25 protein-coding genes, 1 tRNA gene and 1 other annotated feature are annotated in these 25,310 nt (G+C 55.5%); of the genes, 5 read left to right on the forward strand and 21 right to left on the reverse strand.

Features of this window, described 5'->3' with window-relative positions:
* The first annotated feature begins 5 nt into the window (after positions 1-5).
* Positions 6-81 (forward strand) — tRNA-Asn (locus tag ACWPW2_RS12620).
* Positions 82-140: 59 nt separating this feature from the next.
* On the opposite strand, the gene ACWPW2_RS12625 is transcribed toward ACWPW2_RS12620, so the two are convergent.
* The 6 genes from ACWPW2_RS12625 to fusA form a co-directional block, all read right to left on the reverse strand.
* A complete protein-coding gene (locus ACWPW2_RS12625; protein WP_454123299.1) occupies positions 141-1,205 on the reverse strand; it encodes a class I mannose-6-phosphate isomerase in 1,065 nt (354 codons plus the stop codon).
* Between the two features lie 16 nt (positions 1,206-1,221).
* Entirely contained in the window at positions 1,222-2,079 is an 858-nt protein-coding gene (locus ACWPW2_RS12630) for a glucose 1-dehydrogenase (protein WP_454123301.1), read from the reverse strand.
* A 367-nt stretch (positions 2,080-2,446) separates the two neighbouring features.
* Positions 2,447-3,472, reverse strand: coding sequence for an LLM class flavin-dependent oxidoreductase (locus ACWPW2_RS12635; protein ID WP_124967902.1), 1,026 nt, complete (start codon positions 3,470-3,472; stop codon positions 2,447-2,449).
* A 122-nt stretch (positions 3,473-3,594) separates the two neighbouring features.
* Positions 3,595-4,551 (reverse strand): L,D-transpeptidase, encoded by a 957-nt coding sequence (gene ldtA, locus ACWPW2_RS12640; protein ID WP_454123656.1) that lies wholly within the window; start codon positions 4,549-4,551, stop codon positions 3,595-3,597.
* Between the two features lie 63 nt (positions 4,552-4,614).
* Positions 4,615-4,917 carry a helix-turn-helix domain-containing protein gene (locus ACWPW2_RS12645; protein WP_076770110.1) on the reverse strand — a complete coding sequence of 101 codons (303 nt, stop codon included), beginning with the start codon at positions 4,915-4,917 and terminating at the stop codon, positions 4,615-4,617.
* 282 nt (positions 4,918-5,199) lie between these two features.
* A complete protein-coding gene (gene fusA / locus ACWPW2_RS12650; RefSeq protein WP_454123304.1) occupies positions 5,200-7,302 on the reverse strand; it encodes an elongation factor G in 2,103 nt (700 codons plus the stop codon).
* Between the two features lie 218 nt (positions 7,303-7,520).
* Between fusA and ACWPW2_RS12655 the strand changes: the two genes are divergently transcribed.
* Complete coding sequence (locus ACWPW2_RS12655; RefSeq protein WP_023479098.1) at positions 7,521-7,832, forward strand: ArsR/SmtB family transcription factor; 312 nt, start codon at positions 7,521-7,523, stop codon at positions 7,830-7,832.
* A 152-nt stretch (positions 7,833-7,984) separates the two neighbouring features.
* Here ACWPW2_RS12655 and cobT read toward each other — a convergent pair whose 3' ends face one another.
* From cobT to dacD, 7 genes are all read right to left on the reverse strand, one after another.
* Positions 7,985-9,040, reverse strand: coding sequence for a nicotinate-nucleotide--dimethylbenzimidazole phosphoribosyltransferase (cobT, locus tag ACWPW2_RS12660; protein ID WP_454123306.1), 1,056 nt, complete (start codon positions 9,038-9,040; stop codon positions 7,985-7,987).
* 19 nt (positions 9,041-9,059) lie between these two features.
* Positions 9,060-9,800 carry an adenosylcobinamide-GDP ribazoletransferase gene (gene cobS / locus ACWPW2_RS12665; RefSeq protein ID WP_454123308.1) on the reverse strand — a complete coding sequence of 247 codons (741 nt, stop codon included), beginning with the start codon at positions 9,798-9,800 and terminating at the stop codon, positions 9,060-9,062.
* The gene (cobU, locus tag ACWPW2_RS12670; RefSeq protein WP_454123310.1) at positions 9,797-10,342 is read right to left on the reverse strand and encodes a bifunctional adenosylcobinamide kinase/adenosylcobinamide-phosphate guanylyltransferase; all 546 of its coding nucleotides are present in this window, start codon (positions 10,340-10,342) and stop codon (positions 9,797-9,799) included. The genes cobS and cobU overlap by 4 nt, the downstream gene beginning before the upstream one ends.
* A 179-nt stretch (positions 10,343-10,521) precedes the next feature.
* Complete coding sequence (locus tag ACWPW2_RS12675; RefSeq protein ID WP_023479096.1) at positions 10,522-10,857, reverse strand: DUF496 family protein; 336 nt, start codon at positions 10,855-10,857, stop codon at positions 10,522-10,524.
* Positions 10,858-11,023: 166 nt separating this feature from the next.
* Positions 11,024-12,082, reverse strand: coding sequence for an FUSC family protein (locus ACWPW2_RS12680; RefSeq protein ID WP_023479166.1), 1,059 nt, complete (start codon positions 12,080-12,082; stop codon positions 11,024-11,026).
* Between the two features lie 125 nt (positions 12,083-12,207).
* Positions 12,208-12,681 carry a DNA gyrase inhibitor SbmC gene (gene sbmC / locus ACWPW2_RS12685; RefSeq protein ID WP_454123313.1) on the reverse strand — a complete coding sequence of 158 codons (474 nt, stop codon included), beginning with the start codon at positions 12,679-12,681 and terminating at the stop codon, positions 12,208-12,210.
* A 121-nt stretch (positions 12,682-12,802) separates the two neighbouring features.
* Positions 12,803-13,963 carry a serine-type D-Ala-D-Ala carboxypeptidase DacD gene (dacD, locus tag ACWPW2_RS12690; protein ID WP_454123315.1) on the reverse strand — a complete coding sequence of 387 codons (1,161 nt, stop codon included), beginning with the start codon at positions 13,961-13,963 and terminating at the stop codon, positions 12,803-12,805.
* A 209-nt stretch (positions 13,964-14,172) separates the two neighbouring features.
* Between dacD and sbcB the strand changes: the two genes are divergently transcribed.
* Positions 14,173-15,597, forward strand: a complete 1,425-nt coding sequence (sbcB, locus tag ACWPW2_RS12695) for an exodeoxyribonuclease I (protein WP_454123317.1) — start codon at positions 14,173-14,175, stop codon at positions 15,595-15,597.
* 34 nt (positions 15,598-15,631) lie between these two features.
* Here the strand turns inward: sbcB and tsuB are convergent, their stop codons facing one another.
* From tsuB to ACWPW2_RS12735, 8 genes are all read right to left on the reverse strand, one after another.
* Positions 15,632-15,859: a thiosulfate utilization sulfurtransferase TsuB/YeeD gene (tsuB, locus tag ACWPW2_RS12700; protein ID WP_023479141.1), complete on the reverse strand. Its 228-nt coding sequence runs from the start codon at positions 15,857-15,859 to the stop codon at positions 15,632-15,634.
* 16 nt (positions 15,860-15,875) lie between these two features.
* The gene (gene tsuA / locus ACWPW2_RS12705; RefSeq protein ID WP_023479168.1) at positions 15,876-16,931 is read right to left on the reverse strand and encodes a thiosulfate utilization transporter TsuA/YeeE; all 1,056 of its coding nucleotides are present in this window, start codon (positions 16,929-16,931) and stop codon (positions 15,876-15,878) included.
* Between the two features lie 175 nt (positions 16,932-17,106).
* Entirely contained in the window at positions 17,107-18,468 is a 1,362-nt protein-coding gene (locus ACWPW2_RS12710; RefSeq protein WP_124967893.1) for an APC family permease, read from the reverse strand.
* 372 nt (positions 18,469-18,840) lie between these two features.
* Entirely contained in the window at positions 18,841-20,613 is a 1,773-nt protein-coding gene (locus ACWPW2_RS12715; RefSeq protein WP_454123320.1) for an ArnT family glycosyltransferase, read from the reverse strand.
* Positions 20,610-21,461 carry a hypothetical protein gene (locus tag ACWPW2_RS12720; protein WP_454123322.1) on the reverse strand — a complete coding sequence of 284 codons (852 nt, stop codon included), beginning with the start codon at positions 21,459-21,461 and terminating at the stop codon, positions 20,610-20,612. Before ACWPW2_RS12720 ends, ACWPW2_RS12715 begins: the two co-directional genes overlap by 4 nt.
* The gene (locus ACWPW2_RS12725; RefSeq protein WP_454123324.1) at positions 21,458-22,114 is read right to left on the reverse strand and encodes a class I SAM-dependent methyltransferase; all 657 of its coding nucleotides are present in this window, start codon (positions 22,112-22,114) and stop codon (positions 21,458-21,460) included. The genes ACWPW2_RS12720 and ACWPW2_RS12725 overlap by 4 nt, the downstream gene beginning before the upstream one ends.
* A complete protein-coding gene (locus ACWPW2_RS12730) occupies positions 22,107-23,066 on the reverse strand; it encodes a glycosyltransferase family 2 protein (protein ID WP_023479147.1) in 960 nt (319 codons plus the stop codon). Before ACWPW2_RS12730 ends, ACWPW2_RS12725 begins: the two co-directional genes overlap by 8 nt.
* Before the next feature lie 119 nt (positions 23,067-23,185).
* Positions 23,186-24,016, reverse strand: coding sequence for an SDR family oxidoreductase (locus ACWPW2_RS12735; RefSeq protein WP_454123326.1), 831 nt, complete (start codon positions 24,014-24,016; stop codon positions 23,186-23,188).
* A 176-nt stretch (positions 24,017-24,192) separates the two neighbouring features.
* Here ACWPW2_RS12735 and hisL point away from each other — a divergent pair, with 176 nt between their 5' ends.
* Together hisL and hisG are read left to right on the forward strand one after the other, a co-directional pair.
* The gene (gene hisL, locus ACWPW2_RS12740) at positions 24,193-24,243 is read left to right on the forward strand and encodes a his operon leader peptide (protein ID WP_128484015.1); all 51 of its coding nucleotides are present in this window, start codon (positions 24,193-24,195) and stop codon (positions 24,241-24,243) included.
* Positions 24,219-24,341, forward strand: a sequence feature (His leader region). It overlaps the preceding gene by 25 nt.
* Positions 24,342-24,376: 35 nt before the next feature.
* Positions 24,377-25,276 carry an ATP phosphoribosyltransferase gene (gene hisG / locus ACWPW2_RS12745; protein WP_023479108.1) on the forward strand — a complete coding sequence of 300 codons (900 nt, stop codon included), beginning with the start codon at positions 24,377-24,379 and terminating at the stop codon, positions 25,274-25,276.
* Positions 25,277-25,310 lie beyond the last annotated feature (34 nt).

Here is a 25,310-nt window from a genome sequence, read left to right on the forward strand (position 1 = left end):
ACGATTCCTCTGTAGTTCAGTCGGTAGAACGGCGGACTGTTAATCCGTATGTCACTGGTTCGAGTCCAGTCAGAGGAGCCACATTTAAGAAGCCCGCTCAGGGAAACCCGAGCGGGCTTTTTGCATTCTGCCTGCCTCAGTTAACGCAGTTGCCCATCCATATCGCCCAGCGCGGCAATCTGATCTTCACGGTAGCCCGCTGCGCGTAGCGGTTGCAGCACATCAGCCATCAGATCCGGCACATAGCCGATCAGCACCTCACCCGCATCACGCAGGGTGACCTCATCCAGCGCGGCGGGCAGCAGCAGCGATGCCGCCCGCCCAACCGGGACGCTGACGCCGTTTGCCTCAACGGTTAGTGGCGCACCGAGATTAGTGAGAATACGCGCGCTGTTGAAATGAAAACGTTGCGGCTGGCTGAACGACCAGCGCTCCAGCGCAAAGTAGGGCCCGGCGCAGCAGAAGAGCCGCTTCAGGTCTGGCGCTTCAAGCACAAGGCCTGGCTGCGGCTCACAGCGCAGTTCCGGGCGCAGCTCCTGTAACAGTGCATCAATATTGCGCTCCCACTCCTGCTGGCTCAGGCGCGAGCCATCCTCCATCCGCCACGGCATGGCGTGCTGCTGGATATCCGAGGTCTGCTCGATTTCATAAATCAGCGTATCGGGACCAAAACTGTGCAGCATGCCGCCGGGTACGTAAAAAGTATCACCCGCTTTGACAGGCACCCGATGCATCACCGCATCGTAATCCTCGGCGAGTAGCGCCGCTTTCAGCCGTGCATTATCGACGCCCTCACGCACGCCAAGCAGACAGGTCGCGTTTTCCGCCGCCGACAAAATGTACCAGGCTTCGGTTTTACCGTTCGGCTGCTGCTCAAGCGCCTGCGCGACTTTATCATTGGCATGCAGGTGCACCGGCAGCATTCCGCTGCCGTCGATAAACTTACTCAGCAGCGGAAAGTACGGGCCGCGCCAGCCGGGTGCCACCATCTCATCGGGATAGCGCTCCACCAGCTCACGCAGGCTGCAACCTGCATATTCACCGTTGACTACCGAGGCGATCATGCCGTCAACGTCGCTGATCTCCCAGGTTTCCGCGATGCGTGAATCGGGCAGATCCGCTTTGCCCAACTGCTGCTTAATGCGTTGCCCGCCGAAGATATGCGTGGCAACAGGCACACTGAGTGCCAGAGGATAAGCCTTCATCACGCCTCCTTGAGTGTCAGATAACCGCAACGCCACCAGTGACGGCAATAGTCGCACCAGAGATATAGCTCGCTTCATCGCTGGCTAACATCACATAGGATGAGGCGAGTTCTGCGGGTTGACCCATGCGCGCAAGCGGGACTTCACTGCCGAAGCTCTCAACTTGTTCAGGCGGCATGGTCGCCGGGATAAGCGGCGTCCAGATGGGTCCAGGCGCAACGGCGTTTGAACGAATGCCTTTTTCAGCCAGCAGCGCAGCGAGGCTGCCGGAGAAATTGATAATCGCCGCTTTAGTCGCGGAGTAAGCAATTAGTTTCGGCTTCGGCTGATCGGCATTCACCGAGGCCGTGTTAATGATCGACCCGCCCGCCGGCATATGCGGTACCGCCGCCTTGCAGATATAGAACATGGCGTAGAGATTGGTTTTCATGGTGCGGTCGAATTCGTCATCGCTGATCTCATCAAGCGACTCGCGCGTCATCTGGTAGGCAGCGTTATTCACCACGATGTCGATCTTGCCGAATTGCTCCACCGTCTGCGCCACAATATTGCGGCAATGTTCCGCATTCGTGATATCTCCCGCAATCAGCACGGCTTTCTGCCCTGCCTTTTCAACCCATTGTGCGGTGTCTTTCGCATCATCATGCTCATCGAGATAGGAGATCACCACGTCTGCGCCTTCGCGGGCATAGGCGATGGCAACAGCCCGGCCGATGCCGGAGTCGCCGCCGGTGATAATGGCGGTTTTGCCTTTCAGGCGACCTGAACCCTGATAATCCGCTTCACCGTGATCGGGTTTCGGTTCCATCTGAAAAAAACTGCCGGGCCACTGTTGTTGTTGCGCGTGCTGAGGATTTTGTGGACAGTCTGTCATACCTTATCTCCTTGTGTGGGGGCGAAACCGCCTGCAAAAACGAAGCGTTTCACCGCGCGGAAATGACGTTATGTCGTTACTGATAACGCCAATAAGTGTAGCAGCCGTCACAAAATCGCAAGGGAGATAACTCTGAGTAACAGTTTGAGTGGAAAGGATTTCAAGCGAAGCGGGGAGGAATATGACGTCTTATACGAGACAAAACGCGTAATACGCTGCTTTTTAACTGGCAGAAAAAGCGAAGAGCGAGAAAGAGTTATATTTATTTTTAAATCAATAATATGCAAAAGCGTTTACAGCTACTTTATCTTTCTGTCATGCGGTAAAAAAACGCCCTGCCGACACGCGTGCGGCAGGGCGCGTTTACTTAGCTGCGCCAGCCCATCGCAGGCGCAACATGTTTCAAAATTGATTCAATAACGTGGGCGTTATAGTCAACGCCAAGCTGGTTCGGCACCGTCAGTAACAGGGTGTCCGCCTCGGCGATCGCTTCGTCTCGCTTAAGTTGTTCAACCAATTTGTCCGGCTCTGCGGCATAGCTACGACCGAAAATCGCACGTGTCTTCTCATCAAGAAAACCGATTTTGTCATCGTCGTCGCGGCTGCCGCCAAAGTAGGCGCGGTCGCGATCGTTCATCAGGGCAAAGATGCTGCGGCTGACGGAGACGCGCGGTGTCCGCGTATGACCGGCGGCTTTCCACGCCTCCCGGTAGGCGCGGATCTGCTGCGCCTGCTGAATGTGGAACGGCTCGCCCGTTTCGTCATCTTTCAGCGTCGAACTTTGCAGATTCATCCCCAGTTTCGCCGCCCACACCGCTGTGGCATTAGAGCCTGCGCCCCACCAGATGCGCTCGCGCAAGCCTTCTGCGTAAGGCTCCAGGCGCAGCAAACCCGGCGGATTGGGGAACATCGGTTGCGGGTTGGGTTTAGCAAACCCTTCACCGCGCAGCGCATCGAGCAGCACTTCGGTGTGACGTCGCGCCATGTCGGACTCATTTTCGCCCTCGGCGGGCTGGTAGCCGAAATAACGCCAGCCATCAATCACCTGCTCCGGCGAGCCGCGACTGATGCCAAGCTGCAAACGACCACCGGCAATCAAATCCGCCGCGCTGGCGCTCTCCGCCATATAGAGCGGGTTTTCATAACGCATATCGATCACGCCAGTACCAATTTCAATGCGGCTGGTTTTCGCGCCAACGGCGGCGAGCAGCGGAAACGGCGAGGCGAGCTGGCGGGCGAAATGGTGCACCCGGAAGTAAGCGCCGTCTGCGCCCAGCTCTTCTGCGGCGACCGCCAGATCGATTGATTGCAGCAGCGCGTCAGCCGCAGAGCGGGTGCCGGACTGCGGCGAGGGGGTCCAGTGACCAAATGATAAAAAACCGATCTTTTTCATGGCGTCGTCGTCCTTCGTTCAGGAAATCGTAAGTGCCCCTACTCTACGCTTAACGCCATAAGATGAAATAACATTGATTTAACAATAACATTCAAATTAATTGAGCAAGTGCCTGCCCGCTTTTACATCCGCTCAATGCCTCGCATTTCGCTGTTGTTCACAGCTGGCGCGCCGATTTTTACCGGCATGCCTGAACGTCTCTCCAGCGCCATCGTCACCTGGCTTGCATCCGCGCCCGCCTCTTTGACGATTCTGTTAAGTACCGGCGTGGCGGGCAGCGGCACTTTTGCCGTCGATTCAAACTCTGCGCGGTTGCGCGACAGCGGCTCGTGCACTTCGACCCAACTGCTGCCGTCCGGCTCGCGGCTCACTTTCACCGGCTCATCGATAATCTGCACGCGCGTACCGACCGGCACGTTATCAAACAGGTGTTTAATGTCCTGATTGCGCAGGCGGATACAGCCCTGGCTGACGCGCAGGCCGATGCCGAAATCCGCATTGGTGCCATGAATGGCATACAGCTTACCGATATAGATGGCGTACAGCCCCATCGGGTTGTCCGGCCCGGCAGGCACAAAGGCCGGCAGGGTTTTGCCCTCATCGGCGTACGCTTTGCGGGTGTTGGCCGTCGGTGTCCAGGTAGGACCCGCCTGTTTACGCTCAACGGCCGTCACCCAGTTACGCGGCGTTTCGCGTCCGGCCTGACCGATACCAATCGGCAGGATCTCAACGGTATTGCTCTCTTTTGGGTAGTAATAGAGCCGCATTTCCGCGACGTTAACGACAATGCCTTCCCGCACGGTGGCAGGCAGGATGATCTGCTGCGGGATGACCAGCTGTGAACCGGCTTTTGGCAGATAGGGGTCAGCGTCGGGGTTGGCTTCCAGCATATTGCTCAGCCCCTGGCCATATTTCGCGGCAAAGGCTTCCAGCGGAAAGGTGTTGCCCTGCGGCACGGTGATGGTTTGCGGGCTACCCACCAGCCGGCTACCTTCCGGCGGTAACGGATAAGTGACCGCCAGCGCAGGCTGGGCTGACAATAACAGCAGGGAAGCGCAAAGCAGTGTGACAGGACGCAACATAACCTTTCCTCAGGCGCAGCGGATGTCTGCTAATGATAGTCGGCTTCCTGGGATCTGCTGTCAGAGCGCGAAACCATAATGGGAGCCGTCGGGTAACTCGATATCGATGCGCAGCTTGCTGCCCGTCGCTTCGACGTAGCGTTTCAGCGTCGATAACTTAATATCTCTCCCCTGCTTCTCCATCACGGCCACAGTGGGCTGCTTAAGCCCCAGCTCCTGCGCCATTTCGTTCTGCGTTTTTTGCACGCGCTCACGCAGCTCAGCAAGGTGAATATTAAGCAGCATCTCCTGCACCAGGGTTTGCGCCTTCGCGACAACCTCAGGTGTCTGTTCGGCAATTAATTGCTCGAGTGTTTTACTCATTGCATTTACTCCTTTTGTCGATCTTCTGCAGATGCAGCGTAAACTCACGCCGGCAATATAGATCGCTTACTATATAGACTAAAAACTATATTGACATCTTGCCTTGATAAAATTGATTTCGCCTGCCCAAAAACGCAGTCTGGAAGCACGCTTCCAGACTTTCGGTGAAAAACAGCAGCGGGAAAAAAAGGTTGCGAAGCCGCGCAAAGAACAACTGCACTGCACAACAATTGAGCATAAAAAAACCCCGCCAAAGCGGGGTTTGAAGTGACGAGTTAAAACTTATCCTTTACTGCGGCTGGCGATAATCTCCTCTGCCACATTGCGCGGCGCTTCCGCGTAGTGATGGAACTCCATGCTGTAGGTTGCACGCCCCTGCGACATTGAACGCAGCGTGGTGGCATAGCCAAACATCTCCGCCAGCGGTACGTCGGCACGGATAATCTGGCTACCGAAGCGCTCTTCCATCCCCTGTACCATGCCGCGACGCGAAGAGAGATCGCCCATAATATTCCCGGCGTACTCCTCCGGCGTCTCTACTTCGACATGCATTACCGGTTCAAGGATCGCCGGATCTGCTCTGCGTGCGCCCTCTTTAAAGCCAAAGATCGCCGCCATACGGAAGGCCATCTCCGAAGAGTCGACATCGTGATAAGAGCCAAAGGTTAGCGTCGCTTTCACATCCACCACCGGGTAGCCCGCCAGCACGCCGCTGTTCATCGCTTCACGCAGCCCCTTCTCAACGGAGGGGATATACTCGCGCGGCACCACGCCGCCTTTGGTCGCGTCTTCAAATACAAAGCCGCTTCCCGCCGCCAGTGGCTCCAGCGTCAGCACTACATGGCCATACTGCCCTTTACCACCGGACTGGCGCACAAACTTGCCTTCAATCTCTTTAACGGTTTTGCGCAGCGTTTCGCGATAAGTAACCTGCGGGCGACCGATATTCGCTTCCACACCAAATTCGCGTTTCATGCGGTCAACAATGATCTCCAGATGCAGCTCCCCCATCCCGGAGATGATGGTTTGCCCGGACTCCTCATCCGTATGCAGGCGGAATGACGGATCTTCCGCCGCCAGCCGCTGCAGCGCGATGCCCATCTTCTCCTGATCCGCTTTGGTCTTCGGCTCGATGGCGAGCGAGATCACCGGCTCCGGGAACTCCATGCGCTCAAGCGTAATCACCTTGTCCGGATCGCTCAGCGTGTCGCCGGTGGTGACATCTTTTAACCCGACACAGGCGGCGATATCCCCCGCGCGCAGCTCATCCACTTCGTGACGATCGTTGGCATGCATCTGCACAATACGCCCGATGCGCTCTTTTTTGCCTTTCACCGGGTTATAGACCGCATCGCCTTTTTTCAGCACACCCGAGTAGACGCGGATAAAGGTCAGCTGGCCGACGTAGGGGTCGGTCATCAGTTTGAAGGCGAGCGCCGAGAAGGGCTCGTCATCATTCGCATGACGTTCCGCCGGCTGGCCTTTTTCATCCACGCCCTGAATCGCCGGAATATCCAGCGGCGAGGGCATCAGCTCAACCACCGCGTCGAGCATGCGCTGCACGCCTTTGTTTTTGAATGCGCTACCGCAGAGCATCGGCTGGATTTCACCGGCGATGGTGCGCTGGCGCAGACCGGCAATAATTTCAGCTTCGTCCAGCTCACCGGTTTCGAGGTATTTATCCATCAATGCCTCGTTCGCTTCTGCTGCCGCAGAGACCATTTTTTCGCGCCACTCTTGCGCGGTTGCCAGCAACGTTTCCGGCACCGGGGCATAGCTAAAGGACATGCCCTGCGTGGCATCATCCCAGATGATTTCGCGCATTTTGATCAGATCGATAACCCCCGTGAAGTGCTCTTCGGCACCAATCGGGATGACAATCGGCACCGGGTTGGCTTTCAGGCGGTCGATCATCATCTGCACCACGCGGAAAAAGTCTGCGCCGGGGCGGTCCATTTTGTTCACGAAGGCGAGGCGCGGAACGTGATATTTATTGGCCTGCCGCCAGACGGTTTCTGACTGCGGCTGTACGCCGCCCACCGAGTCGTAGACCATCACCGCGCCGTCCAGCACGCGCATAGAGCGCTCCACTTCAATGGTGAAATCGACGTGGCCGGGGGTGTCGATAATATTGATGCGGTGCGGTTCAAAATTGCGATCCATACCGGGCCAGAAGCAGCTTACCGCTGCGGAGGTGATGGTAATGCCGCGCTCCTGCTCCTGCGCCATCCAGTCGGTGGTTGCCGCGCCATCGTGTACTTCCCCCAGCTTATGGCTCATCCCGGTGTAAAACAGAATGCGCTCGGTGGTGGTGGTTTTACCGGCATCGATATGCGCGGAGATACCGATGTTGCGATAACGTTCGAGAGGAATGGGTCGGGGCATGATGCGTCCTTAGTCTGTTGACTGTTAGTTGGCGGCCCGAATGAGCCGCAGAGGTTTAACGGCGTTTAGCATAGTACAACTGTACGAGTATATTCGAACTATTTTCACTATTCTTTTGATTGGTGTATCCGGGGTAGCGGTCGTGGTGTTAAACAAGCAGTTTGCGTATAGTAGCGCCGCTGAGTCAGCCGCAGCCCCATCGTTAATACAGGAAAAGTATGATCGCTAACCACCCTGAACGTGAGCAGTTTCGCCTGGAAAATGTGCTTTTTGCGCTCGGCAACCCGCTGCGGCTGGCCATCATCAGGCGCCTGGCCGACGGCAGTGAAATGAGCTGCAACACGCTGCGTCCGCAGGAGGTGGCGAAATCGACCATGACCCATCACTGGCGCGTGCTGCGCGACAGCGGCGTGGTGTGGCAGCGCCCGCAGGGGCGGGAGAATATGATTTCACTGCGCCGCGAGGACCTGGATATCTGTTTTCCCGGCTTGCTGGATACGCTGTTGCAGGTGATGCAGCAGGCCGAGTAGTGGCGTTTTGCCGGATGGCGGCTTAACGGTATAGCGACCGGTCTGTTGCACTTTTACTGGTGCCGGATGGCGGCTAACGCCTTATCCGGCCTACGCAAACCGAATGCATGCTGTTTTGTAGGCCGGATAAGCGCAGCGCCATCCGGCAACCTTCACTGCGCCGGCAACACAATATTGCTGCCCGCCAGCGTCCCCATCTGGTTGTAAATCGCACAAGCGGCGTCCACCAGCGGCATTGCCAGCGCCGCACCGCTGCCCTCGCCTAAACGCATCTCCATCGAGATATAGGGCTCAAGACCGAGCGCTGCAAGAGCAATACGCGCCCCTTTTTCGGCGGAGAGATGAGAGGGAATCAGATAAGGTTTTACCTGCGGCGCTACCCGGCACGCCGCCAGCGCAGAGGCGTAAGAGAGAAAACCATCCAGCACCACCGGCAGCCCGCAGGAGGCGGCGCCGAGCATCACGCCGGTCATCCCGAGCAGATCGTAGCCACCCACTTTTGCCAGCACATCCAGCCCGTCGGTCGCATCCGGCTGATTAATGGCAAGCGCCCTGCTCACCACCTGCACTTTATGATCCCATAATGATTCCGGCAGATTGGCACCGAGACCGACCACTGCCTCCGGCGCACTCCCGGTTAGCACGCTGACAACCGCTGCGGCTGGCGTGGTGTTGGCCATTCCCAGCTCGCCAACGCCAAACAGTTTCACCCCCTGTACCGCAAGCTGGCGGGTGTAACGCACTGTCGAGAGCAACACCGCTTCCGCTTGTTCAGTGGTCATTGCCGGGCCGCTGGCGATATTCCCGCTGCCGCGCGCGACCTTCATAGTGATAAGCCCCGCAATCGGCTCCGCGTCAATCCCGACATCCAGCACATGCACCTTCGCCCCGGCCTGCGCCGCCAGCACGCACACGCCAGTGTTGGCCTGCACCATGTTCGCCGCCTGAATGGCGGTCACGGCCTTCGGCGAGACCGTCACGCCTTCATGCCAGACGCCGTGATCGGCGCACAGCACAATCAGCGCTTTCTCATCGACCCGCAGCTCGCCCTTAAGGCCGGGCATTCCCGCTAATTGAGCCGCCAGCGACTCGAGCCGCCCGAGGCTGCCAACCGGCTTAAGTAAGCCATCGAGGTGCTGCCGGGCGCGCACCATCGCCGCCTCGTCAGGGGCCGGAATGAGATCTAATATCGTCGCTAATGTCTGCATTACGTCTCTCGTTAAGGGATCAGAGTAGCGCCAACAGGAAGATAACTTCGCCAAGCTCAATCGCCGCGCCGAGGGTGTCACCGGTCTGACCGCCAAGGGTGCGCTTGAGCAACCAGCCGAGCAGGTAAATCGCTACCATGGTGACCAGCAGCGCCAGCACGCCCTGCGCGCCGAGCAACGCCGCGGCTAACAGCGTGGTGATGATTAAGGTGACAAAGGTATCTCTGCCGGAAACTTTGCCAATAAACAGATTGCCCAGCCCTTCGTCGCGGGCGTAGCGGTGACCGAACATCAGTAACACCGAGCAGCCGCGTCCGGCAGCACAGGCCGCCGCCAGCGCCGCTATCATCGGCGTATCGCGCAGGTGCAGTTCGCTGAGCACAAGGATTTTTGCCACCAGCACAAACACCAGCGCCAGCCCGCCATGGGTGCCGAGCCTGCTATCGCGCATAATCTCCAGCATGCGCTCGCGTCGGCGGGCCGAGAAAACGCCATCGCAGGTATCTGCCAGACCATCGAGATGGAAACCGCCGGTCAGCAACGCCAGCGCCAGCACGCTCAACAGTGCCGCCAGCGGTGCACCGCACCAGGTGTGCAAGACCATGAAAAGTAGCCCGCTCAGGCCGCCGAGCAGCAGGCCGACCAGCGGAAAAGTGGTGATCCCACGCACATAATCCGCCCCATCCAGCCCCTGTACCCAGCGGCCCGGCACCGGAATGCGGCTGATAAACGACAATGTGGCGAAGAACAACTTGATCATTTTATTTTCACTCCAATTCCCGATACCACCAGCCAGACCCCATCGGCGGCCTGCGCCAGCCGCTGATTAACGCGCCCGGCAATATCACGAAAGTGCCGCGCCAGACGGTTTTCCGGCACGATCCCCATCCCAACTTCATTGGTTACTATCACCACCGGGGAGGGGCAGTCGTGGCAGGCAGCTATCAGGGCGTCGATCTCCTGCTGCACCTGCGCCTCCAGCGCGGCGTAATCCCATTTTTCGGCATCGTCGCTGCCGCCAAAGGCGAAGAGCAGATTAGTCACCAGCGTCGTGATGCACTCCAGCACGATCGCCTCATCCGGATCGTTTTGCGCGGTGATGATATTGCTTAACTGCTGCCAGCGCTCCTCCGTGCGCCAGTGTGCCGGGCGGCTCTGGCGATGATGGGCAATGCGCGCGGCCATCTCTTCATCAAAAATTTGCGCGGTAGCGATATACAACACCCGCGGCGCGGGGCTGGCTAACGATTCGGCGTGGCGGCTTTTGCCGCTGCGCGCGCCGCCGGTGACAAGCGTTAACATGCGGACTCCTGATGATATTTTGAATGTCCTGATGTGCGATCTGCGCGGCGCATTTTACCACTCTGCAAACAGAGAAAGGCCTGGTTTTTATGGGTGATAAAGAAAAAAGGAGGAAGAAAAGTGGAATGTGTGGAGAAAAAAGAGGACGGTGAGAGGCGATGCTCTCACCGCGCAGGCGCTTACTCGGCTTTGTGTTCGACCGACTTCAGTTCGCCCATGGTTTTCAGTTTCTTAGAGATTTCACGGCGCTCTTTCGACAGCTCGGCGTTTTTGATGATGTAGTCATCAACGCGATCTTCGTAGTCGGTACGCATGCTGGCGATAATCCCCTGAATGGCTTCAACGCTCATGCCCGGCTTGATGTAGTCGCTGAGGTTGTCCAGCAGCAGAACGCGTTTCTGGTTATCACGGATCTTTTTCTCAACGTCCTGAATTTCGCGCTGCAGTTTGTTTTTGCGACGGAACAGACGCACAAATTCCAGAACGTCCTGGAATGAAGGCTTGGTTGTTTCCATTTTGACACCCCTGATTAATTGAGATTCGGATTCGTTAAGGCCATCACCTGAGAGGCAAACCTACCCAAAGCAGTGGCATATGACAATAAGTTTTCCTGCTGGCTATCATAACCGCAAATATAGCTGAATCGAAACAACCTGACACCCCGAGGCGGTTATTAGCCGTTTATTTGCGCAGCGCCCGGCAGATCAAATGCGATAACAACTCCAGCTGGCGCGCCAGCTCCATGCTGAGCCAGACATAGCCGTGAATCGAGGTTTCCGTCACCGCATCACCCTGATGTTCGCCAATCAACTGCCGCAGCTCGGCGACGATATCGTTAAGCTTTTCCGTGTTCGCCAGGATCGGCTGCGGGTTGCCCTCATAGAGCGCGTGAGCGATTGTGAGCAGCGTCTGCTGGGTCATCTGCTGCGTCTCTTGCAGCGTGCTGGCGTTAATCATCACAAAGTGGCTGGCGCGAGAACTCCAGTGGGCGTTGATTTGCAGCTCCAGCATGCAGACCATATTGCGGCTGACGGTCTGGATAGCCTCGAAGATCGCTTTCTGAATATGGGTCTCTTTGCAGGCGGGCGTAATCAGCCCGCGCATCTTTACCACGTCGTTGAGGATTTTTTGCAGATGTTTTTCCAGCCGTGGCCGTTCCACCAGATTGCGCGAGAAACCGCCCTGATAGACGCGGTTAAAGGCCGTAACGTAGTTCGCCATTTGAATGCGCCAGTGCAAAAAGGCGCGCTGCGGCCAGATGCCGGTAAAGAGCATGGCGAGGAGCGAACCGATAATCACATCGCCACCGCGCCACAGCGCCGTATGCATATCGCCGCTAGGCCCACCCACGACGACCGCAAGGGTGATCCCAATCAGCAGCGCCTGGTAAGGTTTTTTGCCGAGCGCCAGCCAGCCGCAGAGAAACATGGCGGCGGCGCACCACAACAGCATCAGCGGCAGAGAGTAAAGCTCCAGCTTTAACGCCACCAGCCCCAGCACCGCGCCGAAAATGGTGCCGCCGATGCGCTCAAAGGCGCGCGGTACCACGTTGCCCCAGAAGGAGATGGGCCCCATCAGCACCACCAGCGTAATCAACGGCCAGGTACCCTCCGGCACATTGAGCAGGCGGATAAGCAAAAAGGTGAGGATAAACGCCAGCGCGATACGCACGCCGTGCACCACGCGGTAGTGGCGATAGAGTCGAATTTCAAAGGGGCTGAGGGATTTGTCGCGACGCACAGCCAGGCTCCGGGTTAAAAAGAGAGGCGCAATTGTAGCGGTATTTTTTCGCACCGATGCCCTGTCAGGACAAAAAAAGAGGCCGCAAGCATCACTCTCACGGCCTTTTTTTACCCTGCCCTGCTTTAGTGGGCGTTCGGCTCGACGGGGATATACATTTCGATATCCCAGAAACCGTCGCCCTTACCGTCGTTCTGGTAGATCTCAAAACAGGGTCCGGCACCAATCTGCACCGAGCTGTCACCCAACAGTTCGTCGAAAAAGAGGTTCCAGCTGCCTTCAAAATCTTCGTTGTAGACCCGCGCGCTCATCACCGCGTAATGGCCGCCGGGAATGTCAGTGGTAATCACGCCCGCGCTGTTAACAGGCACCTGGAAGTCACGCTCAACGGTGATGGCGACATCGCAGCGCAGCTTTTCCGGTGGCACTTCATCGGGGTTATCGTAATAGACGCTGACCCACTCCAGCGGCTGGATCTGGTTATGCTCGACCCACAGCAATAACTGCTGGAAGCCCTGCTTCACCTTCTCTTCCCACGGCCCCACCAGATGAAACCCGGCGATACGGCGCTGCTCTGCTTGCTTAACGTTGTAGCCCATCGTGACCTCTTGCGCGTTACTGTTTGTCTGTACAGTATATCTACCCGGCGACCATCAGGCTTGCCGCACGCGTCAATTATGCGAGCAGACTCGCAAGCCTGCCACTCTGCCCGCAAGATGGTCACCCTTTATGGTGCAGGTAGTCGCTCAGTCGGGAGAAGAGCCCGCCTTTGCCGACGCTCTCCAGCGCCACCAGCGGCATTTTGGCAATCACCTTATCGCGGTCATAAAGCTGGATTTCACCGACGCGCTGATGGGCGGCAAGCGGCGCTTCCAGCTCTTTACTGTCCAGCACATATTTGGCTTTGATGTTTTGCAGCTCCGCTTTCGGCAGCACCAGCCAGCGGTCCTCATTGGTGCCGACAGCAATCTGCTCTTTATCGCCGTACCAGACGCGTTCGCTGCCCACTTTTTTGCCGTTACGCAGGATCTCTACCGTATCAAAGTTCTGCTGGCCCCAGTGCAACAGCTTGCGCGCCTGCTCTTCGCGCCCTTTCGGGCTATCTGCGCCCATGATCACCGCGATCAAACGGCGTTGACCATTAACGCTTGAGGCAATCAGGTTAAAGCCCGCGCCGGAGGTGTGGCCGGTCTTCAACCCATCGACATTCAGGCTTTTATCCCACAGCAGCCCGTTGCGGTTCTGCTGGGTGATGCCGTTCCACGTCAGGCTCTTTTCGCTGTACATGTGATAGAAGTCCGGCTCGCCGTGAATAATGGCGCGCGATAACACCGCCAGATCGTAGGCCGAGCTGTGCTGCCCCGGCGCATCCAGGCCGTGTACCGTTTCGAAGTGGGTATCACGCAGATTCAGTTTCTGCACATAGTCGTTCATCATCGCCACGAACTGCGGCTGCCCGCCAGCGACGTGATCCGCCAGCGCCACGCAGGCGTCATTTCCGGAATCGACAATCAGCCCACGGCTCAGATCGCGCACCGTCAGGCGATCGCCCGGCTTAAGGAACATCAGTGACGAGCCGGCAAACACCGGGTTGCCCTGCGCCCAGGCATCTTTGCCAACTGTAACCACGTCGTCCGCACTGATGCGATGGCTATCAATGGCGCGATCGACGACATAGCCGGTCATCAATTTGGTGAGACTCGCCGGATTACGCTGCTGATGCTCTTGCCCCGCAGTTAAGATTTGCCCGGTCGTATAGTCCATCAATACCCATGATCCGGCCTGCACCGCCGGGGGCTGAGGGGCAAATGGGAGGTCGTCGGCCTGAGCGCAATGGACGCTCACCGCCAACAATGAAGCAGCAAACAAACGGCGTTTCAATGAAATATCCTCAATACATCGGAAAGGGGCGTCCTTTGTACGGAACTTCGTGTGTCGTTACCTGGCAAAATTGCAAAGAAATGTGACATAAATCATTTTTAAGCCCCTGTTTTTGCGAGTTGCGCCGTAAGCTGGCACGGTTTTTCTTCGGCACACGGGCGACGATGGTTTACCATAGTCGGCATACTTTCTGACAGGATGAGCTTCTGGTGTCTGATTCCCCGGCAACCCCGACATTTCTTTTTCATGATTACGAGACCTTCGGAACCAGCCCCGCGCTGGATCGCCCGGCGCAATTCGCCGCGCTGCGCACCGATGCCGATTTCACGACCATCGGCGAGCCGGAAGTCTTCTACTGCAAACCCGCCGATGACTATCTCCCCCAGCCTGAAGCGGTGCTGATCACCGGCATTACCCCGCAGGTGGCGCGCGCCAAAGGTGACAACGAAGCGGCGTTTGCTAAACGCATTCATGACCTCTTCACCGTGCCAAATACCTGCGTGGTGGGTTACAACAACGTCCGTTTTGATGATGAAGTGACGCGCAATATTTTTTACCGCAACTTCTACGATCCCTACGCCTGGAGCTGGCAAAACCACAACTCCCGCTGGGATCTGCTGGATGTGATGCGCGCCTGCTACGCTCTGCGCCCGGAAGGGATCAACTGGCCGGAAAATGAGGAGGGGCTACCGAGCTTCCGCCTTGAGCATCTGACCAAAGCGAACGGCATTGAGCACAGCAACGCCCACGACGCGATGGCGGATGTCTATGCCACCATCGCCATGGCACAGCTGGTGAAAGCGAAGCAGCCGAAGCTGTTTGCCTATCTCTATAGCCATCGCAGCAAGCAGAAGTTGGCGACCTTGATTGATGTGCCGCAGATGAAACCGCTGGTGCATGTCTCCGGCATGTTTGGCGCGGCGCGCGGCAACACCAGCTGGGTTGCGCCGCTGGCGTGGCATCCGGAAAACCGCAACGCGGTGATTATGGTCGATCTGGCGGGCGATATGTCGCCGCTGGTGGAGCTGGACGCCGATGCATTGCGTGAGCGCCTCTATACGCCGAAGAGCGAGCTGGGCGATGACGCGGCGGTGCCGGTCAAGCTGGTGCATCTCAACAAGTGCCCGGTGCTGGCGCAGGCCAACACGTTGCGACCAGAAGATGCCGAGCGACTCGGTATCGATCGCCAGCGCTGTCTCGATAATTTACAGATCCTGCGCGACCACCCGCAGGTTCGCGAGAAAGTGCTGGCGATCTTCGCCGAAGCGGAGCCATTTGTGCCGTCAGAGAATGTCGACGCGCAGATCTACAACGGCTTTTTCAGCGATGCCGATCGTGCGGCAATGAAAATCCTGCTCGAGACCGAGCCGCGCAACTTACCGGCGCTCGATATCACGTTTGCCGACGGGCGCATTGAGAAACTGCTGTTTAACTACCGGGCGCGCAACTTCCCCGGCACGCTCGATGAAGAGGAGCAGCAGCGCTGGCTGGCGCACCGGCGCGAGATCTTTACCCCGGAGTTTTTGCAACGCTATGCCGAAGAGTTGCAGGCGCTGTTCCAGCAGTATGATGGGGACAGTGAGAAACAGGCGCTGTTGAAAGCGCTGTGGCAGTACGCTGAAGAGATTGTCTGAAAGTCGCCCTCCCGTACGCGGGAGGGCCTGCGGCTTACGCCTTCTGGACGGTGATGCTCCAGGCGGCATCACCCACCTGCTGGTAATCCGTAATGGTGTGCCCCTCTTCTGCCGCCCACTGAGGAATCGCTTCCGTCGCCTGGGTGCAGTCGAACTCAATCACCAGTTCATCGCCGCTGTGCATCTCTGCCAGCGCCGCTTTTGCTTCAATCAGTGGGAACGGGCATACCTGCGTTACCACATCGAGTTTTTTAACTGCCATAACAGCTCCTGTTTATTTAGGCCACAGCCGCGGCAAGCTTCGCTTTGCGCTGCGGACGAACATATAAAAACCATGACGCGGTCCATACGCCAAGGATCATAAATACCAGACCGATCCAGCCCTGCCAGGTCATCATCGCCGTCATCACCAGGCCGTTACCGATAGAGCACCCGCCTGCCATACTGGCACCGACGCCCATCAACAGCCCACCAAAGCCGCTGCGCAGCGTGGTTTGCGCATCCGCGGCGCGCACGCGGAACTCGCGGCTGGCTTTCGCGGCAATCAGCGATCCCAGGAAGATACCCAGCACCAGGAAGACGCCCCAGTTCAGCACTTTGCTCTGGCCTGCCACCAAAAATTGCAGAATGTTGGCGGTCGGTGAGGTGATGCCAAGACCAAACATACGCCCGGTAGCTTCGCTCAGCGGCCACGCCAGCAGCGCAATCAGGCCGATCAGTACGGCGGTGACAAACGGATGCCAGCGCTTCTCAAACAGAATGTGCGCAAGGCCGGTTCTGCGCGGCGGCAAAGAGGCCACTTTCAGCTTCGGTTTGCGCAGCTCTTTAGCTACCACCCACAGGGTCACCGCCACCAGCAGCACAACCAGCGGCCAGACGGAGAAGCCAAAGGTCTCGGCTATTGAGTTGTGTTCGGTGCTGTAGGTTTTCAACAGCTGGTTGAGGCCCGCGGCGTTCGGCGAGCGCATCACAGCGCTCATCACCATATAGGTAAAGAGCGCAATCCAGCTGCCGATCAGCCCCTCCCCGGCGCGATACCAGGTTCCGGTCGCACAACCTCCTGCGTAGACGATGCCGAGCCCGAAAATATAGCCGCCCACCACCGTGCCAAGCCACGGGAAAGCGCCGGCGTCATACTGCACCACGCCCGCCTGAATCAGGGCGAAAACCCCCACGCTCTGGATCGCAATCGCGATCAGCAGGGCATAAAACATGCGGTTATTTTTCGCGATGTACATGTCGCGAAAGCCGCCGGTGAGGCAGAAACGGCCCCGCTGCATCACAAAGCCGAGCAGCGCGCCGCAGATCAATCCACTTACAATCATTGAGAACATAACGGTAATAGCGTCCGGAAAAACAAGATCGCAAATTATTCACAAGCAGCCGGGCAGGAACCAATAACAAAATGGTCTAGCATAGGGTGTTTTGTTATTAGCGGCGGGTGGAAGAGCGAAGGCGAAAAAAAACCGGAGGCGTGGCCTCCGGTTCTGTTATCTGTCTGAGCAGATATTACTGGGTGATATCTTCGTACTGCGGCACCGGGTTACGGAAGCTGCGGGTCACGCAGGCCAGGTAAACCAGACCAATCGCGCCCCAGATAAGACCCAGCACCATCGAGCTCTCTTCGAGGTTAACCCACAGCGCACCGACTGTCAGCGCGCCGCAGACCGGCAGCACCAGGTAGTTGAAGTGGTCTTTCAGCGTTTTGTTACGCTTCTCGCGGATCCAAAACTGGGAGATCACCGACAGGTTAACGAAGGTGAAGGCCACCAGCGCACCGAAGTTGATCAGCGCCGTGGCGGTGACCAGATCGAAGTTAATCGCCAGCAGCGCAATTGCGCCAACCAGCAGCACGTTCCATGCCGGAGTGCGCCATTTCGGATGCACATAGCCGAAGAAGCGTGTCGGGAAGACGCCGTCACGGCCCATTACGTACATCAGACGGGAAACGCCCGCGTGTGCCGCCATACCGGATGCCAGTACGGTAACGCTTGAGAAAATCAGCACGCCCCACTGGAAGGTTTTACCCGCAACGTAGAGCATGATTTCCGGCTGCGACGCGTCCGGATCTTTAAAGCGCGAGATATCCGGGAAGTAGAGCTGCAGGAAGTAAGAGGCCACGATAAAGACCACGCCGCCCAGCAGTGCGGTGAGGAAGATCGCGCGCGGAATTACGCGCTCGGCGTCTTTAGTCTCTTCAGAAAGAGAAGAGATGCCGTCGAAGCCGAGGAACGAGAAGCAGAGGATCGTCGCACCGGTGATCATCGGCACCACATGCGCGCCTTCAGACCAGAACGGACGGGTGCTGGTCAGCGTGCCTGCGCCTTCGCCGTGCGACACACCATAAATGATAAGCCCGACGATGACGGCAACGATGCCCATCTGCAGGATCACGATCAGGGTGTTGAAGTTCGCCACGGTCTTGATGCTGCGCAGGTTGGAGATGGTCATAAAGGCCACCAGCGCCACCACGAACAGCCACGACGGAACCGAAGGCACCAGCGCTTCAAAGTAAATTTTCGCCAGCAGAATGTTGATCATCGGCATGAACAGGTAGTCCAGCAGCGATGACCAGCCCACCATAAAGCCTACGGCCGGGGAGATGGATTTCTGCGCGTAGGTATAGGCGGAGCCTGCCGACGGGAAGCGGCGCACCAGTTTACCGTAGCTCAGGGCAGTAAAGAGAATCGCGACCAGGGCAAACGCGTAGGCGGTTGCCACATGACCATCGGTCAGGCCGGAGACGATACCAAACGTATCGAACAGCGTCATCGGCTGCATATAGGCAAGGCCCATCATTACAACCGGAATCAGCGTAAGGGTCTTACGCAATTCCACGCGAGAGGTTTTTGGAGTAACGTTATGCGACATGGCTAACCCCCATAACGGCGGTGGCCGTCGCAAAAGCAAAATATTGCCCCATTTGTGTTCTTTCCTCAGCGACAACGACTGTCGGTTTTTAAATGTGTATCTATCCGGTACGAAGCCCGGCCTCTTTTATTGAATGACGTTTTGCTTGCAAAAAAATAACCGACGCGTTGAACGTCGGTTAATCTTCTCATTTTTTGCAGCGGCATATTCTGCACCAGGTTGAAGCACAATGACAATACAATGCAGGCCGCCCTACCAGATTACCGTGTCTAACTGACTGATTTTTGGGCTGTCGAACGACTATTAATCATTCTAATAGCATTTTTTGCAAAAGCCGCTGCATAAAACAGGTTCTCTCCCCTGCTTCATCCCTTAGCCGAAGTAGAGTCTGAAAGCGAAATCGCTCTCGTTTTGCCGCTGCCCATCCACGATGGCATCACCGTCTTTATAGAGATCATAGACCACGGGTCCATATTTGCTGCCCGCGTAGGCAGGAAATTCTGTGACGTCGCTTTTTGCCGCCCACCAGGTAACAGCGCTGTTTTCATCCGCATCCGCTGAAGTGAGCTGCAACAGATAGCGTTCGCCCGGTTTTAGCTCAACCTTCGGGAAGGACGCCGCCACCCAAGAGTTATCGGCTATGGTTGCCGCATCAATGTTTTGTTGGGACAAGAGATGGCCGTCAGCGGTGAGTAATGAGACGGTCAGCGTGGAATGAGCGACGCGCGAGTATGTACCGATCACCATCTCGGCTTTGAGCAAACGCGTGGAGCGTGCAGTAAATGACTGCTGAAAAACGCGGCCTTTGATCAAGCCACCATAGGTGATTTGACCTGTGTTCTGCGCAACGTAGAGATCGTGTATCACGGCAGGGTCGGCGTATACCCTCGCCCATGAAGGGTAAAGACTGGCCAGCGCCATTGAGGTCATCACAACCAGAGTTACGCTGCTAAGGAGTTTGCTTTTGAGAAGGTCAAACGCCACAGCGATACACAACGCGAAGGCAGATAAGAAACCGAAGAAGTATCTGGCCTGCAGTGCGCCCTGATAACCAGTGCGCAGATGCAAATTGCGCAACGTCGCGAAATAAAAAATCATAAAGAGGATGAAGGCAATAATCATCGTCAGCGACGTCCTCTGCGCAGCTGATTTTGCTTTAGCGAAGAGGGTCAATCCGGCGACACTAATCAGCACTACCAGCAACAACCACTTAAGCAGATCAATACGCAGCAGCGAATCCTCAAACCCACCATGGCCATAAGGCTGGGTTAAGGTGTAAATATTCCCGCCAAGGAAAAGCTGCAGGTAATCAAGCAGATCCAGACGTACCGCATCAGGGTTCATCGTCTGGAACATCACATCCGGTCCTTTCTGCGGCGAAGGAAAAAACGAACCGTAGAGATGGTGGATAACAAAATAGTAGCCAAGCACGACGATGAGCGTTATTGCGGGAATAAGATAATCACCGCGCCGGGAGCGGATAAGCAGCTCTTTCCAGGCCCGCAGAAAAATCAAGAAATGAACGGCAAACAGGCAAATGACAACCAGGGCTGCGGTGGCCTTGGATAAGGCCGCGATTGCACCACCAATAAACAGACCAGCAAGGATGCTGCGGCTCGCCTGCGGCTCTTTTACGCGAACCAGTGCGTAAAGAAAAACGGAGCAGCCCAGGAAGCTTATAGGATCGTTACTCACCGAGGCGCAGAGCAGCGGAAACATGGGTAAGAGCATAAACATGGTCATACCCGTGAAAATTGCCCACGAAGAACAGCCCACTTTTTTTAAGGTTTTGAAGGTTATCACCAGGATTAGCGCGCCGATAACCATGTTAATCATCTGAGCCGCTATGGCCGCATGTGGCTGCAGGCCAAAGAGACGGATAACGTACCCTGAAAGCAAATAGTAGAGTGCAGGGTGATTCAGATGATTATATTTATCCCCGGTGATGTAGAGGCCATGACGATAATCAGGAAAGCCGTTTTTAATAACGTCATTGACATAGCCCATGTGCCCGATAGCATCGGGAAAAGCCGTGAACGGGTAGCTAAATAAATAGCCAAAAGATATCGCCAGAAATAAAGAAATAAGCGCGATTAAAATGACATTATCTCTGTTAACAACCTTGTCGTTGTCTGTGATGGTCATGATTGCAAACCTCTTTTTGCAGCAACGGAAGCAAAATAAAACAAGACATCTCCTGCCAGCGTAATGATCCGATTCAGTAAAGCGGCGATGATCACCTCAGACTGTGGCAAGTGAATCAATAGCATCACCAGCACAGCTTCCCTGACACCAATACCTGCCGGGGCGCCGGGCGTCACCAGCCCCACCAGCCAGGCAACAATAAATGCGCTAGTGATAGTAATAAACATGGGGAAACCCTTCACGGAAGCGGGGTCGAGATAATACAAAACACTGTAAAAAAGTATGCCGGTAACGATTAAATAGGTGCCCTGTAAAATGAGGCTGGTGAAAATAGTCGCGTTATAAAACAGCGTCAATATAAGCACCGCAACCATACAGGCAAACAAAAACCATGACATGGCCGGAGTTATAAAAGAGAAAATATGCGGCAGCATTAACGTGGTGAAAGCGCAGCCACAAAACACTAACAGGAGTAACTCCATCACGATGGACTTAGCGACTGCCTGCGCGCGAAGGTTATAACGCATGGCGACAATCTGTCTTCCTGCGAACTGAAAAACATTTCCTGGAATGTACTTAGCGAGCTGTGACAATCCGTATATTACCAGGGTTGTTTTAACATCGACGCTCTGCCCGTTCACGCCGAGTATTTTTTTCCATGCTACCACCAGCAACATCACTGATAACCCTGAAGCTCCGGCCAATATCACCAAGAGCACAAATAACGAGGGTGAAAGTGCGATTTCTGACAACTGCCCGGCATAGGTACGAAAACGCAGGATAAGAAAAACAATCCCCGCGATGGCTAACACATTCCCGCAAAGCCCTAAGAATTTACTGAGCTTCAACGATCTTTCCTTTTCTGGCACAGCACCATCGTCCAGGGGAAAGGTGAAGCCACGCTGATAATATCAAAATGCTGACCAACAAATTTCAGGAAACTCTTTTTCGACCAGTGCTGAAGATGTCCAGGTGTATTGCCGAAGCTGGAGAGATATTTTCCACGCGCCATGTTAAGCGCACACCATATGGGTTCACGCGGCACGCTGAGAATAACGTAATTCTCTGCCACTTCACTCAGTTTCCTGATGCCGAGTTGCGGATCTTCTAAATGTTCAAGAACTTCGCAACATACGATTAAATCCGCGGCGTCACGATCCTTATCCAAATCATAGATGCTTTTAACGCTGAAACTCTCCTGTGCCAGATTGCTTGCGCTGGCATTTGCTTTAGCAATATTAATGACTTCATTTGAGAAATCGCATCCGCGCGCATTCAGACCGCTGGCATTCCATTTATTGACCCAAAAACCCTCCCCACATCCAATTTCATGAATGTTAGTCGGGTTGGCTTTTTCAACAAACGAAGAGAGCGCCTGATCGAAGCCGTTCATCATCCACTTGACTATCGGATTTTTGGAGCCGTATTTATCAAATGTATTGCCAAAAACAATCCCGTCTTCTTTTTGCCCACCAGAGACATTAAAATTCTTATTACTCATTTTCATTACCTTTTAATTTGACGTTTATCTGCTTGGTTGTAAAACGCAGATCTTCGATCAGCTTTCGATTTGCAGCCAGCAGATCGGCAATGAAGGCGATAAGTATTGTCTGAAATCCAACGATCAGCAAAACAGAGGCGAGGATCAGCGACTGAATATGCCCTTCGCCTCCACCCGTGAGAAATTTAAACAGGAATCTTAGACCGATCAGCACGCCCAGAGAAAAAACTATTGCACCTAAACTGCCAAAAAAACGAAATGGACGATAGATGACAAATATTCGGATGATGGTGACAATACTTCTTTTTATATATGAAAAAATATTTTTCACTAATCTGGAGGGACGCAAATCCTCATTCACCCGGACATCGACCGAGGTGAGAGTGATGTTTTTCTGACCTGCCTGAATAATAGTTTCCAGGGTGTAGGTGTAATCGTTAAATACGATTATTTTTTGCGCTGTTTCCCGTGATAACGCCCTGAAGCCGCTGGGCGCATCCGGAATATTGGTTTTACTGGCCATGCGAACAACCCAGCTGCCTATTTTTTGTAGCGCTTTCTTTATCGGAGAAAAATGATCGATCGTCGCGATAGGACGAGCGCCAATGACCATTTCAGCACGACGTTCGAGTATTGGCGCAATCAGCAAAGGGATATCATCGGCACAGTATTGGTTATCAGCATCGGTGTTGACAATAATGTCCGCACCCAGCTCCAGGCAGGCATCAAGACCGGTAGTAAATGCGCGCGCCAGACCTTTATTGCCGGTATGTCTGACAATATGGTGAACGCCATTTTCCTGCGCCACTCTGACGGTGTCGTCCGTACTTCCGTCATCAATGATTAGCCACTCGACGGTATCAACGCCGTTAATCTCTTTCGGAAGTGCTTGTAGCGCGATGGCCAACGTTTCGGCTTCGTTGTAACAAGGGATCTGAATAATTACTTTCACAAAATTGCCCTTAATCCGACCAGTAAAAATAGAAAATGTCACGGTAATCTTTTAACTCACGATGCAGCGTGTGAGCTTTTCTTAACGTTCTGGGTGACATCAAAAAATTTTTTATGATTTTAAAACTTCTCCAAAGGCATCATTAGCGGATCAGGATAGAGATACTCAAAACCCAGCTCATTACAGATGCGGCTACCATCCACCTCTTTCCCCCTACCCGGCTCGCTGGATTTAACAAAATTTGGCGGCTCCAGCCCCAGTTTTTTGGCCATCGCAGGGTAAAAGATCTCTCGCACAGGATGCTCAGGAGAGCAGAGATTATAAATGTGTCCACCTTTGGGGGATAGCAGCAATAACGTAATGGCAGAGATAACGTCCTCCAGATGAACCAGATTGATCACATGTCCACCATTCGGCGCGGTTTTTCCAGCCAGAAAACGTCCCGGATGGCGCGCGGGGCCCACTAATCCTGCCAGGCGCAAAATGTCAACCTGAGTCCCCGGCAAGTTGTGCAGCCAGTCCTCCAGCTCTTTTAACACGCGGCCGCTGGCGGTGACGGGCTCCCGGGGGGTAGTCTCTTTCACCACGCCCGAAAAATCGCCATACACGGAAGTGGAGCTGGTGAAGATAATGCGCGGAATGCGGTGCGCCAGCGCGCTGTCGACAATCTCCTGCATCGCCTGCAGATAGAACTCCTCGCCTGGGCCGCTGCGCCGGGCCGGTAGCGTAATGACCAGCGCGTCGACATTCATCAACGCATCGAGATCCTCCGGGTCACAGACCAGTTCCGGTTCGAGCTTAAGCAGATAGCTTTCAATACCGCACATGCGCGCCGCCTCGACGCCATCTTCCGTGGTCTTACTGCCGGTCACATGCCAGCCTCGCGCCATTAACGAGAGCGCCAGCGGCATCCCCAACCAACCTAACCCGACAATTGCGACTTTTTTCATGCCTCTCCCCTGCGAACAGCCTGCGAATACCATTAGGCTACGTCAGCCCTCACCCAGTGACAATTCCTAGAGTGAATATGAAATGATTTAATCATAAAAAAAAAGCCCTTGCCTTCAACGACCAAACTGGTTTACGGTAATTGCCAACATATGAATAAGCATTCATCGAGAATTTTATGAACCGCGTTCCATTTAAACACCACCATCATCACCATCACCCTGACTAGTCTTTCAGGCGATGTGTGCTGGAAGAGAGTCAGATCTTCCAGTGGTGCATGAACGCAAAGAGAGCCCCCGGAAGATCATCTTCCGGGGGCTTTTTTTTGGACAATTTTTAGCAGGATCACAGAGGACAACAGAATGTTAGATAACTCGCGTTTACGCATAGCTATTCAGAAATCCGGCCGTCTTAGTGATGATTCACGCGAACTGCTGGCCCGCTGCGGGATCAAGATCAACCTGCACACCCAGCGCTTAATCGCCCTCGCGGAAAATATGCCGATCGATATTCTGCGTGTACGCGATGACGATATTCCGGGCCTGGTGATGGATGGCGTGGTCGACCTCGGCATTATTGGCGAGAACGTTTTAGAAGAAGAGCTGCTGACCCGCCGCGCGCAGGGCGAAGATCCGCGCTACTTCACCCTGCGCCGCCTCGATTTTGGCGGCTGCCGCCTGTCGCTGGCAACGGCGGTAGATGAAGCCTGGGATGGCCCGCTGTCGCTCAACGGCAAGCGCATCGCCACCTCCTACCCTCACCTGCTGAAACGCTACCTCGATCAGAAAGGCGTCTCCTTTAAATCCTGTCTGCTGAATGGCTCGGTCGAAGTCGCCCCGCGCGCCGGTCTGGCGGATGCGATTTGCGATCTCGTCTCGACCGGCGCAACGCTGGAAGCGAACGGCCTGCGCGAAGTCGAAGTGATCTACCGCTCGAAAGCCTGCCTGATCCAGCGCGATGGCGAAATGCCGGAGGCCAAACAGCAGCTGATCGACAAACTGCTGACCCGAATTCAGGGCGTGATTCAGGCGCGCGAGTCGAAATACATCATGATGCACGCGCCGAGCGAGCGTCTGGACGAGGTTATCGCCCTGCTGCCGGGCGCTGAGCGCCCGACTATTCTGCCGCTGGCAGGCGATCAGCAGCGTGTGGCGATGCACATGGTCAGCAGCGAAACGCTCTTCTGGGAGACCATGGAGAAGCTGAAAGCGCTGGGCGCCAGCTCCATCCTGGTGCTGCCGATTGAGAAGATGATGGAGTAAGGCCTCGCTGTGTGCGGCCTGCGGTCCCGTTTGC

This window comes from Kosakonia sp. Marseille-Q7440, from assembly GCF_965119485.1.